This window comes from Rhizobium sp. ZK1 (assembly GCF_047782645.1).
In the GTDB taxonomy this organism is placed as follows: Bacteria; Pseudomonadota; Alphaproteobacteria; order Rhizobiales; family Rhizobiaceae; genus Rhizobium.
In genome coordinates this window covers 2,378,149-2,400,618 of record NZ_CP180586.1, presented here as the reverse complement: position 1 = coordinate 2,400,618, position 22,470 = coordinate 2,378,149, and the positions used below count along the sequence as shown (strand labels likewise).

At 61.8% G+C, this 22,470-nt stretch carries 26 protein-coding genes and 1 riboswitch; of the genes, 11 read left to right on the top strand and 15 right to left on the bottom strand.

The genetic code is table 11. The annotated features are described in order from the left end of the window. Nucleotides 1-10: 10 nt before the first annotated feature. Nucleotides 11-607, bottom strand: a complete 597-nt coding sequence (locus ACK9YZ_RS12465) for a TetR/AcrR family transcriptional regulator (protein WP_416064025.1) — start codon at nt 605-607, stop codon at nt 11-13. 137 nt (nt 608-744) lie between these two features. On the opposite strand from ACK9YZ_RS12465, the gene ACK9YZ_RS12460 reads away from it, so the two are divergent. Both ACK9YZ_RS12460 and ACK9YZ_RS12455 read left to right on the top strand, forming a co-directional pair. Continuing rightward, nucleotides 745-1,476: an SDR family oxidoreductase gene (locus tag ACK9YZ_RS12460; protein ID WP_416064024.1), complete on the top strand. Its 732-nt coding sequence runs from the start codon at nt 745-747 to the stop codon at nt 1,474-1,476. Between the two features lie 269 nt (nt 1,477-1,745). Further along, nucleotides 1,746-3,500: an acetolactate synthase 3 large subunit gene (locus ACK9YZ_RS12455; RefSeq protein ID WP_416066736.1), complete on the top strand. Its 1,755-nt coding sequence runs from the start codon at nt 1,746-1,748 to the stop codon at nt 3,498-3,500. 20 nt (nt 3,501-3,520) lie between these two features. On the opposite strand, the gene ACK9YZ_RS12450 is transcribed toward ACK9YZ_RS12455, so the two are convergent. The 3 genes from ACK9YZ_RS12450 to ACK9YZ_RS12440 all read right to left on the bottom strand — a co-directional run bounded on the left by ACK9YZ_RS12450 (nt 3,521) and on the right by ACK9YZ_RS12440 (nt 5,709). Then, complete coding sequence (locus tag ACK9YZ_RS12450) at nt 3,521-4,312, bottom strand: methyltransferase domain-containing protein (protein ID WP_416064023.1); 792 nt, start codon at nt 4,310-4,312, stop codon at nt 3,521-3,523. A gap of 77 nt (nt 4,313-4,389) precedes the next feature. Continuing rightward, the gene (locus tag ACK9YZ_RS12445) at nt 4,390-5,046 is read right to left on the bottom strand and encodes a glutathione S-transferase family protein (RefSeq protein ID WP_416066735.1); all 657 of its coding nucleotides are present in this window, start codon (nt 5,044-5,046) and stop codon (nt 4,390-4,392) included. A 21-nt stretch (nt 5,047-5,067) separates the two neighbouring features. Continuing rightward, the gene (locus ACK9YZ_RS12440; protein ID WP_416064022.1) at nt 5,068-5,709 is read right to left on the bottom strand and encodes a dihydrofolate reductase family protein; all 642 of its coding nucleotides are present in this window, start codon (nt 5,707-5,709) and stop codon (nt 5,068-5,070) included. A gap of 90 nt (nt 5,710-5,799) precedes the next feature. On the opposite strand from ACK9YZ_RS12440, the gene ACK9YZ_RS12435 reads away from it, so the two are divergent. Further along, a complete protein-coding gene (locus ACK9YZ_RS12435; RefSeq protein WP_416064021.1) occupies nt 5,800-6,321 on the top strand; it encodes a winged helix-turn-helix transcriptional regulator in 522 nt (173 codons plus the stop codon). Nucleotides 6,322-6,334: 13 nt separating this feature from the next. Here the strand turns inward: ACK9YZ_RS12435 and ACK9YZ_RS12430 are convergent, their stop codons facing one another. Continuing rightward, the gene (locus ACK9YZ_RS12430; RefSeq protein WP_416064020.1) at nt 6,335-6,925 is read right to left on the bottom strand and encodes a TetR/AcrR family transcriptional regulator; all 591 of its coding nucleotides are present in this window, start codon (nt 6,923-6,925) and stop codon (nt 6,335-6,337) included. A gap of 158 nt (nt 6,926-7,083) precedes the next feature. Here ACK9YZ_RS12430 and ACK9YZ_RS12425 point away from each other — a divergent pair, with 158 nt between their 5' ends. Then, nucleotides 7,084-7,839, top strand: a complete 756-nt coding sequence (locus tag ACK9YZ_RS12425) for an SDR family NAD(P)-dependent oxidoreductase (RefSeq protein WP_216754992.1) — start codon at nt 7,084-7,086, stop codon at nt 7,837-7,839. 72 nt (nt 7,840-7,911) lie between these two features. Here the strand turns inward: ACK9YZ_RS12425 and ACK9YZ_RS12420 are convergent, their stop codons facing one another. Next, nucleotides 7,912-8,811 (bottom strand): SDR family oxidoreductase, encoded by a 900-nt coding sequence (locus ACK9YZ_RS12420; RefSeq protein WP_416064019.1) that lies wholly within the window; start codon nt 8,809-8,811, stop codon nt 7,912-7,914. A gap of 182 nt (nt 8,812-8,993) precedes the next feature. Here ACK9YZ_RS12420 and ACK9YZ_RS12415 point away from each other — a divergent pair, with 182 nt between their 5' ends. Next, entirely contained in the window at nt 8,994-9,827 is an 834-nt protein-coding gene (locus ACK9YZ_RS12415; protein WP_416064018.1) for a helix-turn-helix transcriptional regulator, read from the top strand. A gap of 17 nt (nt 9,828-9,844) precedes the next feature. On the opposite strand, the gene ACK9YZ_RS12410 is transcribed toward ACK9YZ_RS12415, so the two are convergent. Further along, a complete protein-coding gene (locus ACK9YZ_RS12410) occupies nt 9,845-10,963 on the bottom strand; it encodes a metallophosphoesterase (protein WP_416064017.1) in 1,119 nt (372 codons plus the stop codon). Nucleotides 10,964-11,046: 83 nt separating this feature from the next. Continuing rightward, nucleotides 11,047-11,967: a transcriptional regulator GcvA gene (gene gcvA, locus ACK9YZ_RS12405; protein WP_216754988.1), complete on the bottom strand. Its 921-nt coding sequence runs from the start codon at nt 11,965-11,967 to the stop codon at nt 11,047-11,049. A gap of 135 nt (nt 11,968-12,102) precedes the next feature. On the opposite strand from gcvA, the gene ACK9YZ_RS12400 reads away from it, so the two are divergent. From ACK9YZ_RS12400 to ACK9YZ_RS12390, 3 genes are all read left to right on the top strand, one after another. Next, nucleotides 12,103-12,807: an SDR family oxidoreductase gene (locus ACK9YZ_RS12400; protein ID WP_416064016.1), complete on the top strand. Its 705-nt coding sequence runs from the start codon at nt 12,103-12,105 to the stop codon at nt 12,805-12,807. A gap of 343 nt (nt 12,808-13,150) precedes the next feature. After that, complete coding sequence (locus tag ACK9YZ_RS12395; RefSeq protein ID WP_416064015.1) at nt 13,151-14,848, top strand: rhomboid family intramembrane serine protease; 1,698 nt, start codon at nt 13,151-13,153, stop codon at nt 14,846-14,848. A 119-nt stretch (nt 14,849-14,967) separates the two neighbouring features. Further along, the gene (locus ACK9YZ_RS12390) at nt 14,968-15,183 is read left to right on the top strand and encodes a hypothetical protein (protein ID WP_416064014.1); all 216 of its coding nucleotides are present in this window, start codon (nt 14,968-14,970) and stop codon (nt 15,181-15,183) included. 35 nt (nt 15,184-15,218) lie between these two features. Here ACK9YZ_RS12390 and ACK9YZ_RS12385 read toward each other — a convergent pair whose 3' ends face one another. From ACK9YZ_RS12385 to ACK9YZ_RS12355, 7 genes are all read right to left on the bottom strand, one after another. Further along, nucleotides 15,219-16,022, bottom strand: a complete 804-nt coding sequence (locus ACK9YZ_RS12385) for a class I SAM-dependent methyltransferase (protein WP_216754985.1) — start codon at nt 16,020-16,022, stop codon at nt 15,219-15,221. A 3-nt stretch (nt 16,023-16,025) separates the two neighbouring features. Beyond that, nucleotides 16,026-16,790 (bottom strand): ABC transporter ATP-binding protein, encoded by a 765-nt coding sequence (locus tag ACK9YZ_RS12380; protein ID WP_416064013.1) that lies wholly within the window; start codon nt 16,788-16,790, stop codon nt 16,026-16,028. Next, a complete protein-coding gene (locus ACK9YZ_RS12375; protein WP_416064012.1) occupies nt 16,787-17,827 on the bottom strand; it encodes a FecCD family ABC transporter permease in 1,041 nt (346 codons plus the stop codon). Before ACK9YZ_RS12375 ends, ACK9YZ_RS12380 begins: the two co-directional genes overlap by 4 nt. Further along, nucleotides 17,824-18,840 carry an ABC transporter substrate-binding protein gene (locus ACK9YZ_RS12370; protein ID WP_416064011.1) on the bottom strand — a complete coding sequence of 339 codons (1,017 nt, stop codon included), beginning with the start codon at nt 18,838-18,840 and terminating at the stop codon, nt 17,824-17,826. The genes ACK9YZ_RS12375 and ACK9YZ_RS12370 overlap by 4 nt, the downstream gene beginning before the upstream one ends. Before the next feature lie 177 nt (nt 18,841-19,017). Continuing rightward, nucleotides 19,018-19,268: riboswitch (cobalamin riboswitch) on the bottom strand. Between the two features lie 345 nt (nt 19,269-19,613). After that, a complete protein-coding gene (locus ACK9YZ_RS12365) occupies nt 19,614-20,234 on the bottom strand; it encodes an ATP-dependent Clp protease proteolytic subunit (RefSeq protein WP_416064010.1) in 621 nt (206 codons plus the stop codon). A gap of 48 nt (nt 20,235-20,282) precedes the next feature. Beyond that, the gene (locus tag ACK9YZ_RS12360) at nt 20,283-20,654 is read right to left on the bottom strand and encodes an SRPBCC family protein (protein ID WP_416064009.1); all 372 of its coding nucleotides are present in this window, start codon (nt 20,652-20,654) and stop codon (nt 20,283-20,285) included. Continuing rightward, the gene (locus ACK9YZ_RS12355) at nt 20,651-20,965 is read right to left on the bottom strand and encodes an ArsR/SmtB family transcription factor (protein ID WP_416064008.1); all 315 of its coding nucleotides are present in this window, start codon (nt 20,963-20,965) and stop codon (nt 20,651-20,653) included. Before ACK9YZ_RS12355 ends, ACK9YZ_RS12360 begins: the two co-directional genes overlap by 4 nt. A gap of 184 nt (nt 20,966-21,149) precedes the next feature. Here ACK9YZ_RS12355 and ACK9YZ_RS12350 point away from each other — a divergent pair, with 184 nt between their 5' ends. From ACK9YZ_RS12350 to ACK9YZ_RS12340, 3 genes are all read left to right on the top strand, one after another. Beyond that, on the top strand, nt 21,150-21,329 hold the full coding sequence (locus ACK9YZ_RS12350) for a hypothetical protein (RefSeq protein ID WP_416064007.1): 180 nt from the start codon (nt 21,150-21,152) through the stop codon (nt 21,327-21,329). A 207-nt stretch (nt 21,330-21,536) separates the two neighbouring features. Then, nucleotides 21,537-21,812, top strand: a complete 276-nt coding sequence (locus ACK9YZ_RS12345) for a hypothetical protein (protein WP_416064006.1) — start codon at nt 21,537-21,539, stop codon at nt 21,810-21,812. A 174-nt stretch (nt 21,813-21,986) separates the two neighbouring features. Next, on the top strand, nt 21,987-22,394 hold the full coding sequence (locus ACK9YZ_RS12340; RefSeq protein ID WP_416064005.1) for a hypothetical protein: 408 nt from the start codon (nt 21,987-21,989) through the stop codon (nt 22,392-22,394). Nucleotides 22,395-22,470 lie beyond the last annotated feature (76 nt).

Sequence of the window (22,470 nt, the reverse complement as noted above, 5' to 3'; positions counted from 1 at the left end):
TTGCTATCGCTTAATTGGCCTGAGCTTCCGACGGCGGAGTTTTTGCGGCGTCCAGGTAGGTGCAGAACATCAGCGTCAGTTGCGTCCGCAATCCGCCGTCGATGAGCAGTTCGGACATATCCCGCTCGAAGACGTTGCGGACGGTGCCGCAGAGGACGTTCAACATCATGACGTTGACGGCGGCGAGCTTCTCGAACTCCGCGTCCGAGGCGGTGGCGAACATCGCATGGCTGGCGGCTTCGATGCGCTGCGACATAGCCTCGACGATCTCAGCGACATCCACTTCGGCGGCGGCGCGGTAGAGGGCGATCGTCACGTCGCGGCGCTCGATCTTGACCTCGATATAGGTGCTGACGAGGGCATCGGCCATCTCGGCATAGCGCGCGCCGCGATGGGCGAGGCAGGCGGCTTCCACGCGTTCGGCCAGCATCGTCAGGTAGCGCTCGTTGACGGCGTGGAACAGCGCCTGCTTGTTCGGAAAATACTGGTAGAGGGAACCGACGGATACGCCGGCTCTTTCGGCGACCCGTGTCGTCGTCAGATCACCTGGGCCGTCTGATATCAAAACCTGAATCGTCGCTTCGAAAATCGCCTCGACGGTGCTCACCGACCGCGCCTGACGCGGTGATTTGCGGGCACTTGCGGCTGATATCTGCGCGGAAACCATATGCGAATTCAAAACCTGAAGAATCCTTCTTATTTTCAATTTGCGCGCACCGATCGAGATTTTCAAGGAACTTCAGGATGAACAACACTGGACGTATCGCGCTCGTGACAGGCGCAAACAAGGGAATTGGATATGAAATCGCCAGACAGCTCGCCGTGGCAGGCGTGACTGTACTGCTCGGCGCGCGTGATGCCGGGCGCGGGCGGATGGCTGCAGATGAACTGGCCGCCCAGGGGCTCGATGTGTCTTTCGTGCAGATCGATGTCTGCGATGCAGAGAGCATCGCGGCGGCTGCCGGCGAGATCGAGACCAGGCGCGGCCGTCTCGACATTCTCGTCAACAATGCCGGCATTGCCGATTATACCGATGGGGCGCCCGGCAAGGCCTCGCTGGAAGCGGTGCGCCGCGAGTTGGAGACCAATTTCGTCGGCGCGCTGGCGGTCACCCAGGCGATGCTGCCGCTTATGCGCAAGGCGGCGACCGGCCGTATCGTCAACATGACGAGCAGCCTCGGCTCGCTCACGCTGAATGGCGACCCGGACTGGCCCTTCTACGGCGTGCGGCTCATTGGCTACAACGCATCGAAAGCGGCGCTGAACATGCTGACGATCCAGCTCAATGCCGAGCTTGGCGACAGCGGCATTACCGCCGTCTCGGTTTGCCCCGGCCTCGTCAATACCGATCTCAGCGGCCACAGAGGCGATCGTTCGCCCGCCGAGGCGGCGGCTTTCCCGGTTCGGATGGCCCTGGTCGGGCAATATGGTCCCGAAGGCGCGTTTCAGAGCGAAGGCGGCGCGGTGCCCTGGTAATTTTCCTTCACCGCGAAGCGATTGACGGCGTGGCGATTTGCGGCTAGCTCTACCGCCCATGAAAATCGCAATGGTTCTCGTCGTGGTGATATCGCGCATGGGCAGGACGGTGTAACCGTCCGGCATCAGCCACCCATGCGCCGAACACAAGGTCCCTGACGGGGCCTTTTTTTGTGCCCCGTCGCACCCTGATCACCCTATCAACGACGGAAATTGCTATGACCGGCGATAAGGCCAACTCTACCCAAAATTCCCCCTACAACCGCCTTATGAACGGCGGTGAAATCGTTCTGCAGGCGCTGCGCGACAATGGCGTCGAGCATATTTTCGGCTATCCGGGCGCTGCCGTGCTGCCGATCTATGACGAGATTTTTCAACAGGATGACATCAAACATCTGCTGGTGCGGCACGAGCAGGGGGCCGGCCATGCGGCCGAAGGCTATGCGCGCGCGACCGGCAAGGTCGGCGTCATGCTGGTGACCTCTGGACCAGGTGTCACCAATGCTGTCACGGCGCTGCAGGATGCGCTGATGGATTCCATTCCGCTCGTCTGCCTGACGGGACAGGTGCCGACGAACCTGATCGGCACGGATGCCTTTCAGGAATGCGATACGGTCGGTATCACGCGACCCTGCACCAAGCATAATTTCCTCGTCAGCCATATCGACGATCTCGCAAAGACGATCCATCTCGCTTTCAGGATCGCGGTGTCAGGCCGGCCGGGTCCGGTTCTGGTCGATATGCCGAAGGACGTGCTCTTTGCGAGCGGGCTCTATGTCGGACCGGATGAGATTTCAGTGCCGGTGCGTTATCGGGCGCAGGCGGACGATAACCGCGAAGCGATTGCGGAGGCGGTTGCGATGATGGCGCGGGCCGAGCGGCCGGTCCTCTATACCGGCGGCGGCATCATCAATTCCGGGCCGGAGGCTTCGCGCCTGCTTCGGGAACTGGTGGAGCTGACGGGTTTTCCCATCACCTCGACGCTGATGGGGCTTGGCGCCTATCCGGCATCTGGGCTTAACTGGCTGAAGATGCCGGGCATGCACGGCTCCTATGAGGCGAATATGGCGATGCATGATTGCGATCTGATGATCGCCGTCGGCGCGCGTTTCGACGACCGCGTGACTTCGCGCATCGACAAGTTTTCGCCGGGGTCGAGGAAGATCCATATCGACATCGATCCGTCCTCGATCAACAAGAATGTCGCCGTCGATATCGGCATCGCGGGCGATGCGGCTGATGTGCTGAAGGCGATGATCGAAGCCTGGCGGGCGCTTCCTGCCGTGCCGGAGCGAAGGCGGCTCGCCGGCTGGTGGGCGAAGATCGAGCGATGGCGGGCGCGAAACTCCTTCGCCTATGAGATGCGCGATGACGTGATCATGCCGCAATATGCGCTGGAGCGGCTGCATGCGCTGACGTCAGGCCTTGATCCCATCGTCACGACAGATGTCGGCCAGCATCAGATGTGGGCGGCGCAGCTTTTCGGCATGGAGGAGCCGAACCGCTGGATCACGTCGGGCGGTCTCGGCACGATGGGATACGGGTTACCGGCGGCGATCGGGGCGCAGATCGCCTATCCCGGGCGGCTGGTTCTCGGCATTGTCGGCGATGGCTCGGTACAGATGACGCTGAAGGAGCTTTCGGCGGCGATGCAGCACCGGGCGCCGGTGAAGATCTTTATCCTCAACAATGCGCAGCTCGGCATGATCCGGCAATGGCAGCAGATCCTGCATGGCAACCGCCGGGATCGATCCTATTCCGCCTCCCTGCCGGATTTCGTCAAGCTGGCGGAAGCCTATGGCGCAGTTGGTATCCGATGCGAGAAGCCCGATGAACTCGATGACAAGATCCGCAAGATGATCGCTATCGACCGGACGGTGCTTTTCGATTGCCGGGTCGCGGCGCTCGAGAATGTCTATCCGATGGTGCGCAGCGGCCGGCCGCATAATGACATGCTGTTCGGAGACGATGTGCGCGCGGCTGAAGCCGATGCCCGCTTCGGCTTCAGCCAGGGGCTTGTCTGATCAGAGCAGGGCGCCCCGGTTTAGGGGCGCTCGGCCATGACGAGCAGCAGGAACGCGGCAAGGTCGCGCCAGCGGGCAAAGCGCGGGGAGTTTTCGCAGACCTCGGGGCTCGGCTGCGGTTCGCCGATCCTGCCGATGCGGAAGCCGGCGGCGGCGATGCCGTTCAGGTAATCGGCCATGGTGCGCGGAAAGCGCGGTACGGCGAAGAGCCTGACCTCCTCGCCGGCCGGCCGGGCGCCGAAGCGCCATTCCTCGGTGAAGGTGCTGCGATCGAAATAGCGCGAGACGCAGAGGGCGGTCGCAAAGCCGTCCTCGTTCTTCTGCCAGCCGAGGCCCGGCGTGATGAAGCAGGGATGCAGCACGCTGAAGGCGATAAAGCCGCCGGGGCGCAGCAGCCGGTAGGCTTCGCGCATGGCAGCCTCGAAATCCGGGCCATCCATCAGCGCCATGGTGGAGACGACGGCATCGAAGGAGGCATCCGGAAAGCCGGTATCGGCGCTGTAGGAAGAAATCTTGTAGGTGATGCCGAGAGTGCTTTCATCCTCGGCCTTTTGCGCATGGCCGATCATGCGCGCGGAGAGATCGATGCCGGTCAGGCGTGCGCCGAGCTCGGCAAAGCGGCGGGTATTCGTGCCTTCGCCGCAGCCGAAATCGATGACATCAAGGCCGGCGATCGGCGGCAGGAAATCCAGGAAGGCGGGGAAGGTGAAAAGCTCGCGATAGACGTCGTAGCCGTTACGGACGTCATGCGTCCATTGATCGGCATTGTCGTCCCATCGCGCCGCCACGCCCTGTAACAGATCGTCACTCATCGGTCCCTCGCATGTCCTTGCCTGATTCACGCCGGGGAAGGATAGGACGGTTTGTTATCGGGGCAATGACTGCCCGCTCAATCCCGCCCGACCGGCGCTCCCAGCGGATAGAGATGGCGGTAGGGGCGGGCCTCGTCGAGGGCGCGGGCATAGCTCGGGCGCTGGAGAAGGCGGGTGCGGTAGGCGCGGACATTTTCGAAATGGCCGGGGACTGGGTGCGCCCAGTCGGCATAGAGCATGGCGGGGGCGGCGGAGCAGTCTGCGAGGCTGAAGTCTTCGCTCGCCACCCATTGGCGGCCCTTCATATGCTCGTCGAGAATGCCATAGGCGGTTTCAAGTGCCTGGCGCCAGCGGATATAGTTGTCATCGGGCTCGACCTCGCGACCGAGCGAGGCATTGACCATGCGCTGCTGCGGATATTGGAGGTAATTATCGAAAAAACGGTCCCACATGCGCACCCTGTTCGCCACCATGGCGTCGGCGGGAAGCAAGGGGTGGTCGGTCGGGTGCAGGAGGTCGATATATTCGATGATGCTGGTGGCCTCGAAGATGAAGTCGCCGCCATGCTCAAGGACCGGAAAGCGCTTGATCGGCCACTTCGCCTGGAATTCCGAGGCGATCGGCTCGCTGCCGTCGAGAAGCTTCACCTCGAAGGCCAGGTCCTTTTCGTAGAAGGCCGTTTTCGCCTTTTGGGAATAGGAGGAAAGCGGGTGCAGGTAGATCACGAGCGGCATGGCGGCGGACATGGGCAAGCCTTACTTCGAAAGGACGATATGCGCAGCCATCTCGGTCATCTCGTGGGATTTGACGGAGAAGCCCAGCGCCGGCAGGTCGATGCCTTCGAACATGGATTCGCCCTTGCCGAGGACAACCGGAGAGATGGCGAAATGGATCTCGTCGATCAGGCCGGCTTTCAGATATTGGCGCACGGTGCTGACGCCGCCGCCGATCTTGACGTCCTTGTCGCCGGCGGCCGCCTTTGCCTTTTCAAGCGCTTCCTCGATGCCGCCGGTGATGAAATGGAAGGTCGTGCCGCCCTCCATGGCGATGGGCTCGCGGGGATAGTGGGTGAGGATGAAGGTGGGCGCATGATAGGGCGGGTTCGGACCCCACCAGCCTTTCCAGTTCTCATCCGGCCATTCGCCCCTGATGGGACCGAACATGTTGCGGCCGAGGATGAAGGCGCCGAAGCCGGTCATGGCTGCGGCGCCGTATCTGTCATCGACGCCGGTGGTGCCGTCGTCCTTGCCGATCATGGTGCGGAAGGTGCGGGTGGGGAAGAACCACTGGTGTACTTCCATGCCGCGCTTGCCGAGAGGATTTTCAAGGCTTTGGTCCGGGCCGGCGCCGAAACCATCGACCGAAAGGGAAAATGCAGCGACGCGTACACGAGTCATGTGAACCTCCATCTGATTGCATTTTGAAATCGGTTGTCTTGTCGCATAACCAATCCTATAATGCAACTGGTTTTTGTCGCGGAGTCGAATATGGATATCGAGATACGGTCGGGCTGCCCGATCAACCTGACGATGGAAGTGCTGGGCGACCGATGGAGCCTCGTCATCATCAGGGATATCATGTTCGGCAATCGCCGTCATTTCCGCGAGCTGCTGACGCAATCGGAAGAGGGGATCGCCTCCAATATTCTGGCGGCGCGGCTGAAGCGGCTGATGTCCTACGGGCTGATCACCAAGCTCGACGATCCCTCCCATAGCCAGAAGGCGATCTACAGCCTGACGGAAGCCTCCATCCAGCTCGTGCCCATGTTTGCGATGATCGGCGCCTGGGGGCGGCGGTTTCTGCCTGTCAGCGAGGATTTGAGCATCCGCGCGGAACTGCTGGAAGAAGGCGGGCAACCGCTGTGGGACGAGTTCATGGCGGATCTGCGCAGGATCCATATCGAGGACCCGATCGGCGGGGCGAACGGATCAGTCAAATCGCCGGTGCTAGCGCGGCTGACGGCGGCGTTTCTGGAGGTACGGGCGAAGATGGATGCGGCGGCGGGTTAGTTGCCGCCAAGGTTCAGGACGATTTTGAAGGCCAGGTCGATAGCGCCTGCTCGGCAACGGCCTCCAGCGCCTCGCGGCTGAAGCCGGCCTTGGCCTGTACCGCCATGCCGTGAAGCACGGCGAGCAGGAAGGCTGCAAGTGCTGCGGGCTTGGCGGTCTCCGGCAGGTCGCCCTCGGCCTTTGCCCGCTCGAAGCGTTCGCGAAGCTGCATTTCGCCGACCGCGCGGGCATCGATCAAAGCCTGCCGCACCGGTTCGGCTTCATCCGATCCCGCCAGCACGCCATTGATGCCGAGGCAGCCCCTGTGGGTGGGAAAGCGCGTGTTGAGGTCTATCGCGTTGGACAGGATATGGGCGGCGACTTCCCGTGAGGTCGGCAGCTCCAATGCTTTCGGGATGTAATCCAGGTATCGCTCGTAATAGCGATCCAGAACCTGGCGGAAGAGCGCTTCCTTGTTGCCAAAGGCGGAATAGAGCGCCGGCCGTTCGACGCCGGTCGCCTCGGTGAGGTCGGCGTAGGACGCGCCTTCGTAGCCCTTGCGCCAGAAGACGCAAAGCGCGGCATCGAGCGCTTTTTCGACATCAAACTCGCGATGGCGTCCCATCAGACCGACTCAATGAATTTCATAATGGTCATTATTAAACCGCTTGACAGCGTTTGTCCAGATTTCATACCAATCGTTATGGTAACGATCGTTACGAAAAACTGAACCGCCAGCCAATGGGGCGGGCGGTGCTTCGACGGGGTATGGAAAGGACTGATATGTCTGACATTTTGAAGGGAAAGGTCGCTCTGGTGACCGGTGGTTCACGCGGCCTGGGTGCTGCTGCGGCGGAGGCGCTTGCGGATCAGGGCGCGGATGTGGCGATCAGCTATGTCAATTCGGCCGAGAAGGCGGAAGCCGTGGTCGAGACGCTGCGGGCGAAGGGTGTGCGGGCTCTGGCGATCCAGAGCGATCAGGCCGACACCGCGGCAGCCAAGCCGCTGGTCGAGAAGGTCGTGGCCTATTTCGGCAAGCTCGACATCCTCGTCAACAATGCGGCGATTGCCGTGCAGGGCAGGACGGTCGACGATCCCGATCTCGACACGGTCAATCTCGATCGCCAGTGGCAGGTCAACGTGATGGGTGCTGTGGCGACCACGCGGGCGGCAGCTCAGGCGATTTCGGATGGCGGCCGGATCATCTTCATCGGCTCGCTGCTCGGCAGCCGCGTGCCGTTTTCCGGCGTTGCCGATTATGCGGGAACCAAGGCGGCGATTTCAGGATATGCGAAGGGCGTCGCCCGCGATCTCGGCGGACGCAATATCACCGTCAACATCGTCCAACCCGGCATCATGCCGACCGACATGGCGGCTGACGTGCGAGACAACCTGCCCGACGCAGTGATGGACCTGCATCCGATCCGGCGCATCGCGACGCTGGAGGAAGTCTCGGCGGCCATCAGTTTCCTGGCGGGGCCGAATGGCGGTTATATCAGCGGCGGCGTGATCGACATTTCCGGCGGGCTGCAAGTCTAAAAATCAAAACGGCTCATCGCCTGCGAAGCCGAGAGGTTCCGCAGGCGACAGGTTCGGCGACGAGGCGACCGGTCAGGCAGCGAGATTGCCGTAATCCATCGCGTCGAGATCGGCGATCAGGCCTGGACCGGTTGGGTTCCAGCCGAGGATACGGCGGGTCTTTTCGCTTGACGCCGGGAAGTCGAGGCCGGCGAAGATGGCCATCCAGCCGAAATGCTCGGCTGCCTTTTCCGGCGCGATGGAGATGACCGGCAGTTTCAGGCCGCGGCCGAGGGCTTCGGCGATCTCGCGCATAGTCACACCTTCCTCATCAACGGCGTTATAGCGGGCACCGGCTTTGCCGCGTTCGATCGCAAGGCGATAGAGCAGGGCGACATCGAGCAGGTGGCCGGCCGGGAAGCGGTTGCGGCCTTCGCCGACGTAGCCGACGGCGCCCTTTGCGCGGGCGATTTCGATCAGCGGCGAGACGAGGCCCTGCTTGAACGTGTTGTGGACCTGCGGAAGACGCATGACGGAGACGTTGATGCCCTGATCGAGCAGGGCGTTGCCGGCAAGTTCGGAGGCGATGCGCGGGTTGGGATGCTCGATGTTGAAGACATCCTCGCTCGCCGGTTCGCCGAGATGGGCATTGCCGATGCCGGTGCCCGAGGTGATGAGGAGGGGGCGGTTCGAGCCTTTCAGAGCCTCGCCCATTGCGGCGATGACGCGGCTGTCCTTCTGGCAATTCTCGACGAAGCGGGAGAAATCATGGTCGAAAGCCGTATGGATGACGGCCTCGGCCTTCTCGACGCCGGCTTGCACGCTTTCGGGCGCTTCCAGCACTCCCCGGTGGACTTCGACGCCGGCTGCTTCGAGCGCCCTGGCACCGGCTTCGGAGCGGGTCATGCCGATGACGTGATGGCCTGCTTTCTGGAGTTCAGGCACGATGGCCGATCCGATGAAGCCGGTGGCGCCGGTGAGGAAAATGCGCATGTTGTATCTCCTTATTTTAAAACGTGCTCCCGCACGCTTTAAGTCTTTGTTTTTTCGCATGTCGTTTTCGCAAAACCGCTTCACACTTTTGCGCGACCTGCTTTACAGTCCCCAATATTGCGCTATGTTTTATGCTGTTAAAGTAGTGACGTTATCCTATTATAATAGCTAACAGGCACAGCATGACGACCGACAGCAATAACGCCCTTGGCATCTTTCTTCGCGACCGCCGTTCACGCCTCGATCCGGCGGTGTTCGGATTCTCGGGCCGCCGGCGCACGCCGGGGCTGAGGCGTGAGGAGGTGGCGCAGCGCGCCAATATCAGCCCGACATGGTACACATGGCTGGAGCAGGGGCGCGGCGGCGCACCATCATCAGACGTGCTGAACCGGATTGCCAACGGCCTGATGCTGACCGAACCGGAGCGCGAGCATCTGTTCATTCTCGGTCTCGGCCGGCCGCCCGAGGTGCGCTATCGTGCCATCGAGGGCATCAGCCCGCGCCTGCAGCGGCTTATCGACACGCTCGAGGTGAGCCCGGCGCTGGTTCGTACGGCAGCCTGGGACATCGTTGCCTGGAACCGCGCGGCGACTGTCGTCATGACCGATTACGGCAGCCTTGCGCCTGAGGACCGGAACGTCCTGCGTCTGCTCTTCTGCAACCCAAATGTCCGGAACGTCCAGCATGACTGGGAAACCATGGCCCGCTTCGTCGTCGGCGCCTTCCGGGCGGATGCGGCGCGTGCGGGTGCTACCTCGGAGGTTTCCGAACTGGTCGAGGAACTCAGCCTCGCCAGTCCGGAATTCAAGAGGATCTGGCAGGAGAATGAGGTGATCTCCCATGGCGAGGGCACCAAGCGGCTGAGACATCCTGTGCTCGGCGATATCGCATTGGAGTATTCGGGCTTTGCCATCGACGGCAGGCCGGATCTCAACATGGTCGTCTATAACCCCGTCGATCCTGACGTGGCCGAGCGTATTCGTGGACTGGTGCTGGAGAATAACGGTCGTCCCTAATCGAGGACGCAATGCTGTCAGGAACGCTTGCGCAGCGTGAACACCGTGAGTTCCGAGGGCCTGCCCAGCCTGAGCGCAAAGCCCGGCCAGAGCGCGGTGCCGTTGTTGACATAGAGCTGCATGCCGCCGACCGCGTACAGGCCGGAGACGAAACCGCCGTTGGCACGGGCGACCAGACGATCGAGGCCGAGCACCATGCCGCCATGGGTATGCCCTGACAGTTGCAGCGCGATACCCGCCTTGGCGGTCTCGGCTGCCATTCGCGGCTGATGATCGAGCAGGATAATCGGGGCCTCGGCCGGAGCACCGTTCAAGGCACCGGCAAGATCGGGATTGGGCATCGATCTGCCGAAGGCCGCAAGATCCGTCACGCCGGCAATGACAATGCGATCAGCACCGCGCTCGATGACCGCATGCTCGTTCGTCAGCATGCGCATGCCAAGGCTGGCGTGGTGCTCTATCCAGTCGTCGTAGCCGAAATAATACTCGTGATTGCCGGGGATGGCGAAGAGGCCGTCGGGCGCCTGCAGCTTTGCCAGCGGGGCGACATCCGTGCGGCGCTTTTCGAGGCGGCCATCGATGAAATCGCCTGTTACGACGATCAGATCGGCCTGGAGGTCATTGGCCTTCTGCACCACGGCTTCGGCCCAGGACGCCGGGAAGAGGCGGCTGAGATGGAGGTCGGTCAATTGCAGAAGGCGGTAGCCGTCGAAGGTTTCGGGGAGGTCTTGGATTGCGATCTCGACGCTCTTCAGCGGCGGAATACGCACGGCCTGGGCGACGCCGAAAGCGGCCAGGCCGAAGGCCGCGAATCCGATGATATAGCGGATCTCAGGGGGAATGGCCGGAAACTGTCCCTCGACGAGGGCGAGGACAAGCGAGATGGCATCCAGTGCGATCTGGAAGACGGCCAGCAGGAGCGTTGCACCGAAGAGGAAGTTGAACACGATGATCAACGGGCGCGGATACTCGGGCGCGAAGATGGACCCCGACGAGATACGGTTCAGCAGTACCTGCTGAGAGGCGACCAGGAGCACGCCGGCAAGCAGGGCCTTGGCGGGCCAGATCCACGGCAGGGGCAGGATGAACCTGACGACAACGACCAGCCAGGGAAGCCCGAGGATGAGATGAAACATCAATATGCCTGTGATTGTCTGATGTTACGGGTGGGAGTGAAGAAACTGATTCCGATGACTCCAGCTATCTGGTGTCGGGTGCCTCACGGGACAATAGGCTCGCCCTCTGCCGAGCTCTCCTTTTGCGCCTCGGCCCGCAGCCAGTCGATGACGGTTTCCAGTGCCGAGGATTTCCGGTAGCGGGGCCAGACGAGGTAGATATCCGACGGGCCGCGCAGCCTGGCTTCGAAGACCCGCACCAGCCGGCCCTTGGCCAGATCGTCGGTGACGAATCCACCATTCGCAAGCACGATGCCCTGACCGGCAATCGCCGCCTCGATGGCATGCGAGGTCTGCGAGAAGCTGATGCCCTTGAAGGAGGGGCTTCTGCTGCTGGCGAGATGGCGCTCGACGAACTCGGGCCAGAGATTATGGGCATCGTGCAGCAGCGGATAGGCCGCGAGCTCCTCGGCCGTGCGCGGCGGATTGCGGCCGGCAAGCAAAAGCGGGCTGCAGACGGCGATGACCTCCTGCTCGAATAAGAGTTCGGCATTCAGCCCCGGCCCGAAGGGCGGGCGGCCATAGCGGACGGCGAGATCGACGCCATCGACGGCGAAATTGGAGATGCGCTCGGTCGCCAGGATGTGAAGGTCGAGATCGGGATGGAGCGCAGTGAATTCAGGCAGGCGGGGGATCAGCCATTTGGAAGCGAAGGTCGGTGTCGTGCTGATCGTCAGTTTGATCGCCTGCGGCTTCAATTCGCCGGTTGCCCTTGCGATGATCTCGAAGGCGCGCCTGATATCGGCGATGTAGCGGCGACCCTCCGCCGTCAGCGCCAGCGTGCGCGGTAGGCGCTCGAACAGGCTCATGCCGAGTTCGGCCTCCAGCCCGCGCACCTGCTGGGCGACGGCCCCTTGGGTGACGCCGAGTTCTTCCGCCGCCAGCCGGAAGTTCAGATGGCGCGCGGCGACCTCGAAGGCCTTCAGGCCGTTGAGGGAGGGGAGCCTTCCGATGACATCGCTCATTCTATACTCTCTTCATTGACGATAGTTTTTCTGCTGGCAAAGAGAAGGAGAACTGTTTCGTGCTCTCGTGAACGGCATGGTACATTGCTGTCATAGACCGATCAATCGATGTGATGAAACCTGGAGGACACCGGCATGTCAGTAGAAAAAGTGGCAGTTATCACTGCGGGCGGCAGCGGCATGGGCGCCGAGAGCGCGAGGCGTCTTGCGGCCGATGGCTACAAGGTCGCGATCCTGTCCTCGTCGGGAAAGGGCGAGGCGCTCGCCAAGGAACTCGGCGGTGTCGGCGTGACCGGTTCCAACCAGTCGAATGACGATCTGAAGCGGCTGGTTGATTCCGCCATGAAGGAATGGGGACGCATCGACGTTCTCGTCAACAGCGCAGGCCACGGGCCGCGCGCTGCCCTCAACGAGATCACTGACGAGCAGTGGCATACCGGCATGGACGTCTACCTGATGAACGTCATCCGTTCGGTGCGGCTGGTGACGCCGATCATGCAGGGCCAGAAGAAGGGCGCGATCGTCAATATCTCGACGGCCTGGGTGTTCGAGCCGTCGGTGATGTTCCCGACCTCGGCGGTCTTCCGCGCCGGCCTTGCCGCCTATACGAAGCTCTTTGCCGACACCTATGCAGCCGAAAATATCCGCATGAACAATGTGCTGCCCGGCTGGATCGACAGCCTGCCGGCAACCGACGCGCGGCGCGAAAGCGTGCCGATGGGCCGCTACGGCACGAGTGCGGAAGTGGCTGCGACGATTGCGTTTCTGGTGTCCGATGGGGCGGGGTACATTACCGGCCAGAGCCTGAAGGTTGATGGCGGGTTGATGCGGTCGGTTTGACATGGCGCCTGCCGGATGATGCGGCCTTGATCGTCGGGATGCAGCTTGTGCTCGACGGCTCATCGAGGCTGATGTGGAATGGCGCCGGCCGAAAACGGACGGCTGCTCTCAATCGATCCGCTACCAATTGATGAAGCCGACACCGGCAATCGCATCACGATCTCCGGTGTTTAGGCGAATTATCGGGCGCTTAATTCTTCGCATCGTCCAAAGACCTCTTGCAAAATACTATTTTAGGTAGATAAATTTCCTTTAAACTTATTTCTTATCTTCCGGGAATCGCGCGCTTGCAATTTGCGCAAGCAGTCAGGCGCAACGGATATTTTTAGAGCGAGAATTTTGAATGAGATTCGAAGAATTGCGCAGGTCGGAATACGCTCACGACAAAGGAAAACTTCTACGAATATTTCTGCTAAGCTGTGCCTTTGTCGCGGGAGCGATTTGGCTTAGCTTCCATCCGCCGGCAGGGATAGATCGCCGTTTTATCATCGTTCTGATGCTCATAACGACGGCATTGTTCGGCTACGTTGCGTTGCGTGTATCGCGCAAGCTCTTGTCGAAGAGGCCGGGGATGGTCGTATCGACGGCCGGACTCCGCCTATGGGATTTTCCGGGCCAGATCGTGCCATGGTCCGCCATTCGAAGCTTCGATAGAATCCAGAGCAAGCACGTGGATTCCATTGCTCTTCAGCTTGATCCCCTGTTTGCAAGAACCTTGATCAAGCGAGGGCGGTTCTTCGGCTCCCGCAGTAAGATCAATGTCGTTCTGTCAAATCTTGATGGCCATCCGGCCGAGATATACTATGAGTTCTCGGAATTGGCGTCCGCTGCGCGTGAAGCCGAAGCTCAGGCCCCGCAGGAGGGCGGGAGTGAAGGGCTGGATCCGGTTCTCCACGATGCCCGCTATCCGGTCTTCACCTACGTTCTTATTGCCATTCTGGTCGCAGTCTATGCCTGCGAACTTGCTTTCGGGGTCGATGAGCCGCAGTACGGCGCTCCCAGCGTTCGGACCCTCTACATTCTTGGCGGGACATTTCGACAGAGCATCATTGGCGATGGCGAGTGGTGGCGGCTGTTTACGGCGCCATTTCTGCACGCAGACATCCTTCATATCGCTTTCAATTGCATCGCCCTGTGGTTCGCAGGGCAGCTTTTCGAGCGGCTGATCGGCTGGCGCTGGTTTGCGGCGATTTTCTTCGCAAGCGCCCTTGGCGGATCTGTCGCATCCATATGGATCAATCCACCCGGTATCGTCGGCATCGGTGCCTCCGGCGGGATTATCGGGCTGTTTGCGGCGGTGATCGTCGGCAGCATTCGTTTTCGCTCAGGTCAGATCGCGTATGCCCTGCAGGTGGGGGCAATCCGCATTCTCATTCCATCTCTGCTGCCGTTGTTCGGTGCAGCAAAGGACGGTGACACTGTCGATTATGCTGCGCATCTCGGCGGCGCCGTGACGGGAGCGGTGCTCACATTACTGCTTCTGCGTCTCTGGCCGCGGAAACGCCCGACCCCGCGTTTCGGCGCGGCGGCAATCGGCTTCAGCGCTCTCTTCGTCATCGTAACGCTGGTGTCGCTGCTGCCCATCATCTACACGCGCCAATTCATTGTCGATAATCCGATGATCAACTATTTCGCTGGAAACTATAAGCAGTCCGCTACTGGGTTTGCCAGCAGGGCCGCCGCGGATCCGGCGACCGCGCCTTATTTCAATCTCTGGCGTTATCTCGCTCAGAAGCGAGGCAATGACGTCAAGGCAAACGATGATCTCGCAGTCGCGGCCCGGCAAATGGATCAGGGAGCGTGGCCCTATCCGGTTTACAGCCTTTTTCTGGGCGAGTTGAGACCGGCTGAGGTGATGGCAAGGGCGGCTGACAGCAATCAGCGCTGCGAGGCCGCATTCTATAATGGCGAATGGTATCTGATGGGCGGGGACAGCAGGGAAGCGCGGCAATTGTTCCAGACTGCCCTATCCTCCTGCCCGACGACCTACCTCGAATATGATGGTGCAAAAGGTGAGCTGAACAGGCTTGATGCCCACTAATTTCACGACGTCCGGCTCAGAACTCAACAGATCGATAGCTTGAACTATCCGGCCCGGCGCTTATTCTCAGCCTGCGGATATTGCGCCCATGCCCGCGACGATCGAGAAGGCTAGATGCCATGCAGAAGTTCACTGTGTCCATTACGCGAGAGATTGAGGCCGATTCCGCCGAGGAGGCTGCGCTTCTCCTGTATCAGGAATTGGCGCGGGATGCGGCGCCGCTTCGCTATCTGGTCGCGGACGAGACGAAGCGGACGAGGACTGTGACGCTGAATCGGGACAAGGCGGACGAATTCGCTGCTGTCGATCATACGGCCGATCCCGGCAACTGGTAGGCGGGGGCTGACACGTCAGGCCCATCCGCAACAGATCAAGGCCGCCTGCAGGTCAGGATGAAGCGGCGATAAACCAAGGTTCTGAGCTTGTTTCTGAGGTTGGCGTTCTTCCGCTGCGCGCGGGCGATCGGGGCGTGGGAGTGCAGTTCGATCCCGGCAAAGCCTGCGAATTTCAGGAGCGGCAGCAGCATGTCGGGGCGCAGGCCGGCGCCGAAGGGCAGGGCCGTCATGATGCGCGCGTGGCGGCTGCCGAGTGCGCCGTCATAATTGCTGTCGGCGCCGATGATGCGGTCGATCCAGGAGATCAGCCGGCTGGCGATGCGGCCGGTTGGCTTCGGGCTCGCCCAGTCGCCGTCGAAGAAGAGCAGCAGGCCGCCTGGTTTGAGGATGCGGAACCACTCGCGAAAGGTTTCCTCCGGGCGGGTCAGCGTCCAGACGAGGTGGCGGCAGATGATGGCGTCGTAGCTCGCGTCCGGCTCCAGGGTGTTTTCGGCATCCGCCAGGATAAAGCGCAGGCGCTCCTTGCCGGCATGTTTGGCGCGGGCGACAGCGAGCATCGCCTCGGAGAAATCGAGCGCGGTGACGTCATGGCCGAGATCGTGGATCAGGCGGGTCACTTCGCCGGTGCCGCAGGCAAGCTCCAGCACGCGTTTCGGCTCCGGGCCGAGGGCATCGCGGATCGGCTTCTGCCAGGCGTCTGCCTCCGGGCCGGGGGCGATCCTGTGGCCGAAGGCGAGGTCGAAGGTTTCAGAGCGCTTCGACCAGTAGTCGCGGATCTCTTCCTTGAGATCGAAATTGGGGAGATCGAAATTGGGGAGATCGAAATTGGAGCCGTCCATCCCTCAACCCATCAGATACTGGATATACGTGCGGCCATGCACGGGTGATTTTTCGATATGGGCGCGCACGCCGAAGACGCTGGCGATCAGCTCCTCGGTCAGCACCTCTTCGGGTATGCCTGATGCAACAACCTCGCCCTTCTGCAGCACGGCGAGATGGTCGCAGAACATCGCTGCCAGATTGAGATCGTGCAGGGCGATGATCGAGGTGAGGCCGAGTTTGGAAACCAGCGCCAGGATATCGAGCTGATGCTGGATATCGAGGTGGTTGGTCGGCTCGTCGAGCAGCAATTCGCTCGGGCTCTGGGCCAGCGCCCGGGCGATATGCACGCGCTGGCGCTCGCCGCCCGACAGCGTCTGCCAGAGCTGGCCGGCGCGCTCGGCCATGTCGACGCGGGCAAGCGCTTCCTCGACGGCGGCATCGTCATCGGAGCCCCAGGAGGCGAGGAGGCCGCGATGCGGCGTGCGGCCGAGGCGCACGACATCGCGCACGGTGATCTGCGTATCCGTCGTCGACTGCTGCTCGACGAAGGCGATGCGCCGGGCGAGGGCGGCGCGCGAAAGGCCGGAGACGTCGTCTTCGCCGAGGCGGATGATGCCGGATCTGACCTGCCGCAGCCGGCAGATCAGGCGAAGCAGGCTGGATTTGCCGGAGCCGTTCGGCCCGAGCAGGCCGAGCACCTTGCCCGTTTCGACCGATATGCTGACGCCATTGACGATGACGGTATTGCCGGCGGCATAGGTGACCTTGTCGACTGATATGCTCATGCGCTTCTCCGCACGCGATAGAGGATGATGGCGAAGGCCGGGGCGCCGAAGAGCGCGGTGACGACGCCGATCGGCAGGATCTGCTGCGGAATGATGATGCGCGAGATGATATCGGCGCCGACCATGAAGAGCGCGCCGCCAAGCGCGGTCGCCGGCAGCAGGCGGCCATGCGCCGGCCCGACGAGGAAGCGGGCGGCATGGGGAATGACGAGGCCGACGAAGCCGATGGAGCCGACCATGCTGACGACGCTCGCCGTCATCGCGGCCGTGACGGCGAGCAGGGTGAACTGCACCCGGCGCACCGGGACGCCGAGCGCGGCTGCGGCATCCGTGCCGAAGGCGAAGGCATCGAGCGCACGCACATGCGCGAGGCAGAGGATGAAGCCGATCACGGCGATGGGCACGGAAAGATAGACATCCGGCCAGCGCACGCCGCTCAGCGATCCCAAGAGCCAGAAGAGCACGCCGCGGGCCTGTTCGGCATTGGCCGAGGTGGTGACGATATAGGAGGTCAGCGCATTGAAAAGCTGCGAGCCCGCCACGCCGCAGAGAATGATGCGCTCGCTGGTGCCGCCGGCACCGGCCGCCAGCACGCCGACCAGCAGGAAGGCGGCGACCGCGCCGATGAAGGCCCCGCTCGACAGGCCGAGTATGCCATAACCGAGGCCTGATATCATGACACAGACGGCGCCCGTCGATGCGCCGGCGGAGATGCCGAGCACATAGGGTTCGGCGAGCGGGTTGCGCAGCAGCGCCTGCAGGATCGCGCCGCAAAGCGCCAGCGACGCACCGGCGCTTGCCGCCACCAGCGCGCGGCTGAGGCGGTAATCCCAGATGATGCCCTGATGGATGCGGCTGAGCTCGAACGCCGTGCCGAACAGGCGGTTGGAGACCGCCTTTGCCGTAGTGGCGAGCGGGATGGCGATCTCGCCGATCGACACGGCAAGGCTGATCATCAGTGCGAGCAGGATGACGGCGGCGATGGTGAGCGCGGCAAGCGCCCACCATGTCCTCTGTGGCGAAAGCGCTTGGCTCACTGTGTCAGACCGAAGGACTTGATGCCCTTTGCCAGCGTTTCGATGCCGTCGATCGTGCGGATCGTCGGGTTCATCGACTGAGCGTCCATCATGATGAAGCGCTTGTTTTTCACCGCATCCAGCTCCCTGGTGACCGGATCATTCTCCAGGAAATCCACCTTCACCCTGGGATCGTCGGCGGCATAGCGGCGGCGGTCCATGGTGGCGATGACGATGACGGAAGGATTGGCCTGCGTAATGGTTTCCCAGCCGACGAGGGGCCATTCCTCTTCAGTCGTCACGACGTTCTTCGCGCCGAGCGTTTTCAGGATATAGGCCGGCGCGCTGTTCTTGCCGGCGATGAAGGCATCGCCCTCGACCTCCTTGCTGGAGAACCAGAATACGACAGGCAGGTTCTTCGCCGCTGCACCGGCGACAGAGGCAACGGCATCCGCCTCGCGCTTTTTCAGGTCGGCAATCAGCGCGTCGCCGCGGTCTTTCACGTCGAAGATCTCGGAGAGTTCGGCGATTTCCTGATAGATCAGGTCCATCGTGAACAGTTCCTTGCGCACGCCATCACCGCCATCGGTGTTGATCTTGGCGACGCAATCGGCCGGCGCGACATAGGTGTTGATGCCGAGATCCTTGAACTGCTCGCGCTTGCCGACGGAGCCTTGCGTGCCGACATGCCATTCGAATTCGGCAGTCACAAGATCGGGCTCCGCGCCGACGACGGATTCGAAGCTCGGGTCATTGTCGGCCAGCCGTTTGATCCTGCTGTTGACATCGGCATATTGCGGCAGGACCGGGCCGACCCAGACGGCGGTGCCGGCGATCTTGTCGGCAAGGCCGAGCGAGAACAGCACTTCGGTCATGCCCTGGCCGATCGAAACGATCCTGGCCGGCGCTTTTTCGAAGGTGACCTGCTGGCCGCAATTGGTGAGGGTGAGGGGATATTGGGTGGCGGCAAAGGCGGGCGCAGCAAAGCCGGCCAGCCCGAGCGCGAGGGAAAAGCTCTTCAGAAGCTGTCGCATGGGAAACTCTCGATCAGAAGGAAAAGGGCTGGCGGATGCCGGTGCGCGAAAACGCGAACGAAGCCGGCGAGCGGCAAGCTAGCGGCGGATCGTCCAATCGAGACGGATGGATGGCGGCAGGTGGGGAGGGGTCTTGTCAATCATGTCTGCTCCTTGTCGGGCATCCCCGCCCGGCTTGATTGGATCGTGATCGACGGCAGGTCTCCTGGCTCGCGAATATGTGCCGGTCATCTGCCTTCCCGCGAAATCGCAGTGGCACGGCCCAGAGGCCGAGGGCATGATCGTTGAAGCGATCAACCCCGAGATCGACAATCCGCTTACAGTTGCGGGGGCAGCCACGGTCTCGGTCCCTCTTGGGTCGTCCTCACCGTGTTCCCTATTATTCCCCTCGGAGTTCTCTTCGGGGAACCGTCGCTCCGATCTATGACGCCGCCATGGGCAACGTCAAGCACCGGAATGCGAAGTGTGTCGGATCCGACGCCGCCTTCGTGGCTGACGCCCGAGCCGCGCGGCGGCGGATGTGAGCGCGGTGGCGACTGCGGAGACAGTGAAAGGGCGCCGGTACATGAGATCTCCCTTAATGTAATAACATTACATAGCCACTGTTATAAAGTTACACCTGCGTTGTCCAGTCCCGGCTGTCGGATTTTTGAGAAATTGGGCGCGGGCCTCGTCTGATGTCTGGCCGGCTCTTCATCGTGACGGGATGGCGGCGTATGACGCAAGCCATCGACAGCGATTGGTGAGCCGAGCCCCTTCAAAGCAGCCGATGGCTATTGTGGCGCGACGTCCGTCATCTCTTCACGATCCTGCAGGATGCGGTCGATCAGGCCCCATTCCTGCGCCTCTTGCGCCGTCATGAAGCGATCGCGATCCATTGCCTGCTCGAACTCCTCATAGGATCGGCCGCAATGTTCGGCGTAGAGGCGCGTCATGAGCTGCTTGGTCTTCCTGATTTCCTCCGCATGGATGAGCATGTCGGAGGCCTGGCCCTGGAAGCCGCCGAGGGGCTGGTGGATGAGGATGCTGGCATTCGGAAGGGCATAGCGCTCTCCCGGCTGGCCGGCCATCAGCAGGAAGGAGCCCATGGAGCGGGCCGTTCCCATGCAGAGCGTGTGCACCGGCGCGCGGATGAAGCGCATCGTGTCGTACATGGCAAAGCCGCTGGTCACGACGCCGCCAGGCGAATTGATATAGAGATTGATGGGCTTCTTGGGATTTTCGGCTTCGAGGAACAGCAATTGGGCGCAGACGAGGGCCGAAACGGTGTCGTTGATCTCACCGTTCAGAAAGATGATCCGCTCTCGCAGGAGGCGGGAATAGATGTCGAAGGATCGCTCCCCTCTCGAGGATTGTTCCACGACCATAGGGACGAGTTGCATCGTTTCGCGCATCGGCGAACTCCAATCTTCCAGAGTTGATCAGGGGGAAGGCCTGCCGCGTCAGGCGGCGAGCATCATGGTCTGGCCGTTGCTGTTGGCGACCGATCTCGAAAGCCGCTCGAAAGTGGCTCCGGTCAATTCGTGGACGATCCGCAGGCTGGTTCCGCCGGATGCGTTCGCGGCGATCGTGAAGGTGACGGTGCTTTCGAGATAGGGCGGGGCATCGTCGCGCAATCGGTAGCGGATTTCCTTGCCTGGCGTCTCGGAGAGCGATTGCGGATCGGCAAGCGCTTCCTTCGGCAGCCATTTCTCCCGGAATTCCGCAATGCTGATCGCGCGCCAGACCTTTTCCAGTGGCGCATCCAGCTCATATGTCTGTTCGAAGCCGCTTTGTTGTTGCTTGGCTTGCACCTTGGCTTTCACCTCGTTCATTGATCCATATCCTTCAGCAAGAGCTTGAGATCATCGATGCGGGCCGGCCAGTAGGCGCGATATTTCGCCAGCCATTGGGCGATGAGGGTGAGCCCTTCGGGGTCGACCTCGTAATTCACGAAACGACCCTCCTTCTGTTCGCGCACCAGCCTTGCCGCTCGCAACACGGCGAGATGCTGGGACATCGCCGGCTGGCTGATATCCATGCCTTGGCGAAGCGCGCTGGCATTCATGCTGCCGGTCGCCAGTTTCTCGAAGATCGTGCGGCGTGTCGGGTCCGCGAGGGCGCGGAAAATGTCGTGTTCCATCATGATGACACATAAGCACAGACTTATGTGATTCGCAAGGGCTTGCGTCATCTGCGCGTCTTGCGAACCCGATGCGAGCGCCGAGGTCTCCGTCGGGCGGAAAAAGGCCGCGCCTCTGGAACATCGCAGGCCCGGCCTCGTTGGGCTTTTGCATTCAAGCCCTTCACGCGAGCCGGAGAACAAGGCCATGACGAATCCTGCCACAGCGATCAAGGTCCTGGCACCTGAACCTCATCCGTCAGCCCCCGTTCCGCCGCCCGGAAAACCCGCTCCGCCCGTCAAGGAGCCGATGCCCGACAAGCAGGGCGATGATCAGCCGGTGCCCGATCCCGGCGAGGATGAGCCGCCTCCCGGAGCTGCGCCATGACGCCGGCGACGACATACCGGGTCAGATATATGTCGATCTATATCGGGCTGGTGCTGCTTGTTGCCGTGATCATCACGGTCGGATCTCTTGCCGTCGCCTCATGGTGACTTGCTTTCGGAAGTAGCGGCCTATCAGAAGCATGGGCTCGGGAACAACGGCGCGAGGCGGCGGTTCGGATCGCTGATCATCATCAGTTGGAGCAGTGCCATGATTGGACATCAGGAAGGCGCGAATTTCGCGCTTGTGCGGTCAGGCGAGCCGAGCGTTTTCCACCTGACCGTCGACGGCAAATATGTCGGGACCATCGCCCGCGATGGAGAGAACCTGTCGTCGGCAAAACCTTGGGGGTGGCGCCTGCTGATTGCCGACGGCAGGCAGGGCGATGTGCCGCTGGCCGGCCGGTCGCACAATATCGATGAAGCGCTGGCCGAGGCGCGACACGCTTACGAACGGCATCAGGACGAGATCTCTCATCGCATGTGAAGAGGTCTCGTTTGCGGGGTGGCAGTCTCTTGCGCCGTCTTGCCGGTGGGGGAGAAGCCGTTTGTTTGAAACATGGGGCGGCATGCGGCGAACGAATGTCGCATTGAGCTTTCCCGCGGATGTCGCTATCACGGATTCGATGCTGAGGTAGGGGCCTCAAGGCGCAGGGGAACGATGCAACACCGTCTGGACAGGATCGAGCAATTGATGGTGCGCATTCTATGCGCGCTTGCGCTCGTCTTCGTCGGCTTTGCGCATCAGGTTCCGGCCCTTGCCGAGGATACCCTGAGCCCCGCAGCACTTGCCCAATATGTGCTGCCCGACGGCACGCTGCCGACGCTCTGCGTCACCGTCACTGACGACAGCGGCAAGGAACACGGCAAGATCGCGCATCTCAATCCGTGCGAAGCCTGCCGTATCAGTGCCGCCGTGGTGCTGCCGCAGCCTGCCGATATCACCGGTGCGCGGATTGGCTTTACGGTCGCGGTGGAGCTGCCGCGCCGTGTCGAAGCCTTCCATCGCCAGCTTTTCCCACCGAATACCGGGCCGCGCGCGCCGCCTGCCAATCCGATCCTTGCCTGAACCCGCATTGCGGCAATGGGCCGTGATGCGTCTTGCAATCATGGCCGGGCCGCGCTGACGCAGCCGGCCGCGGATT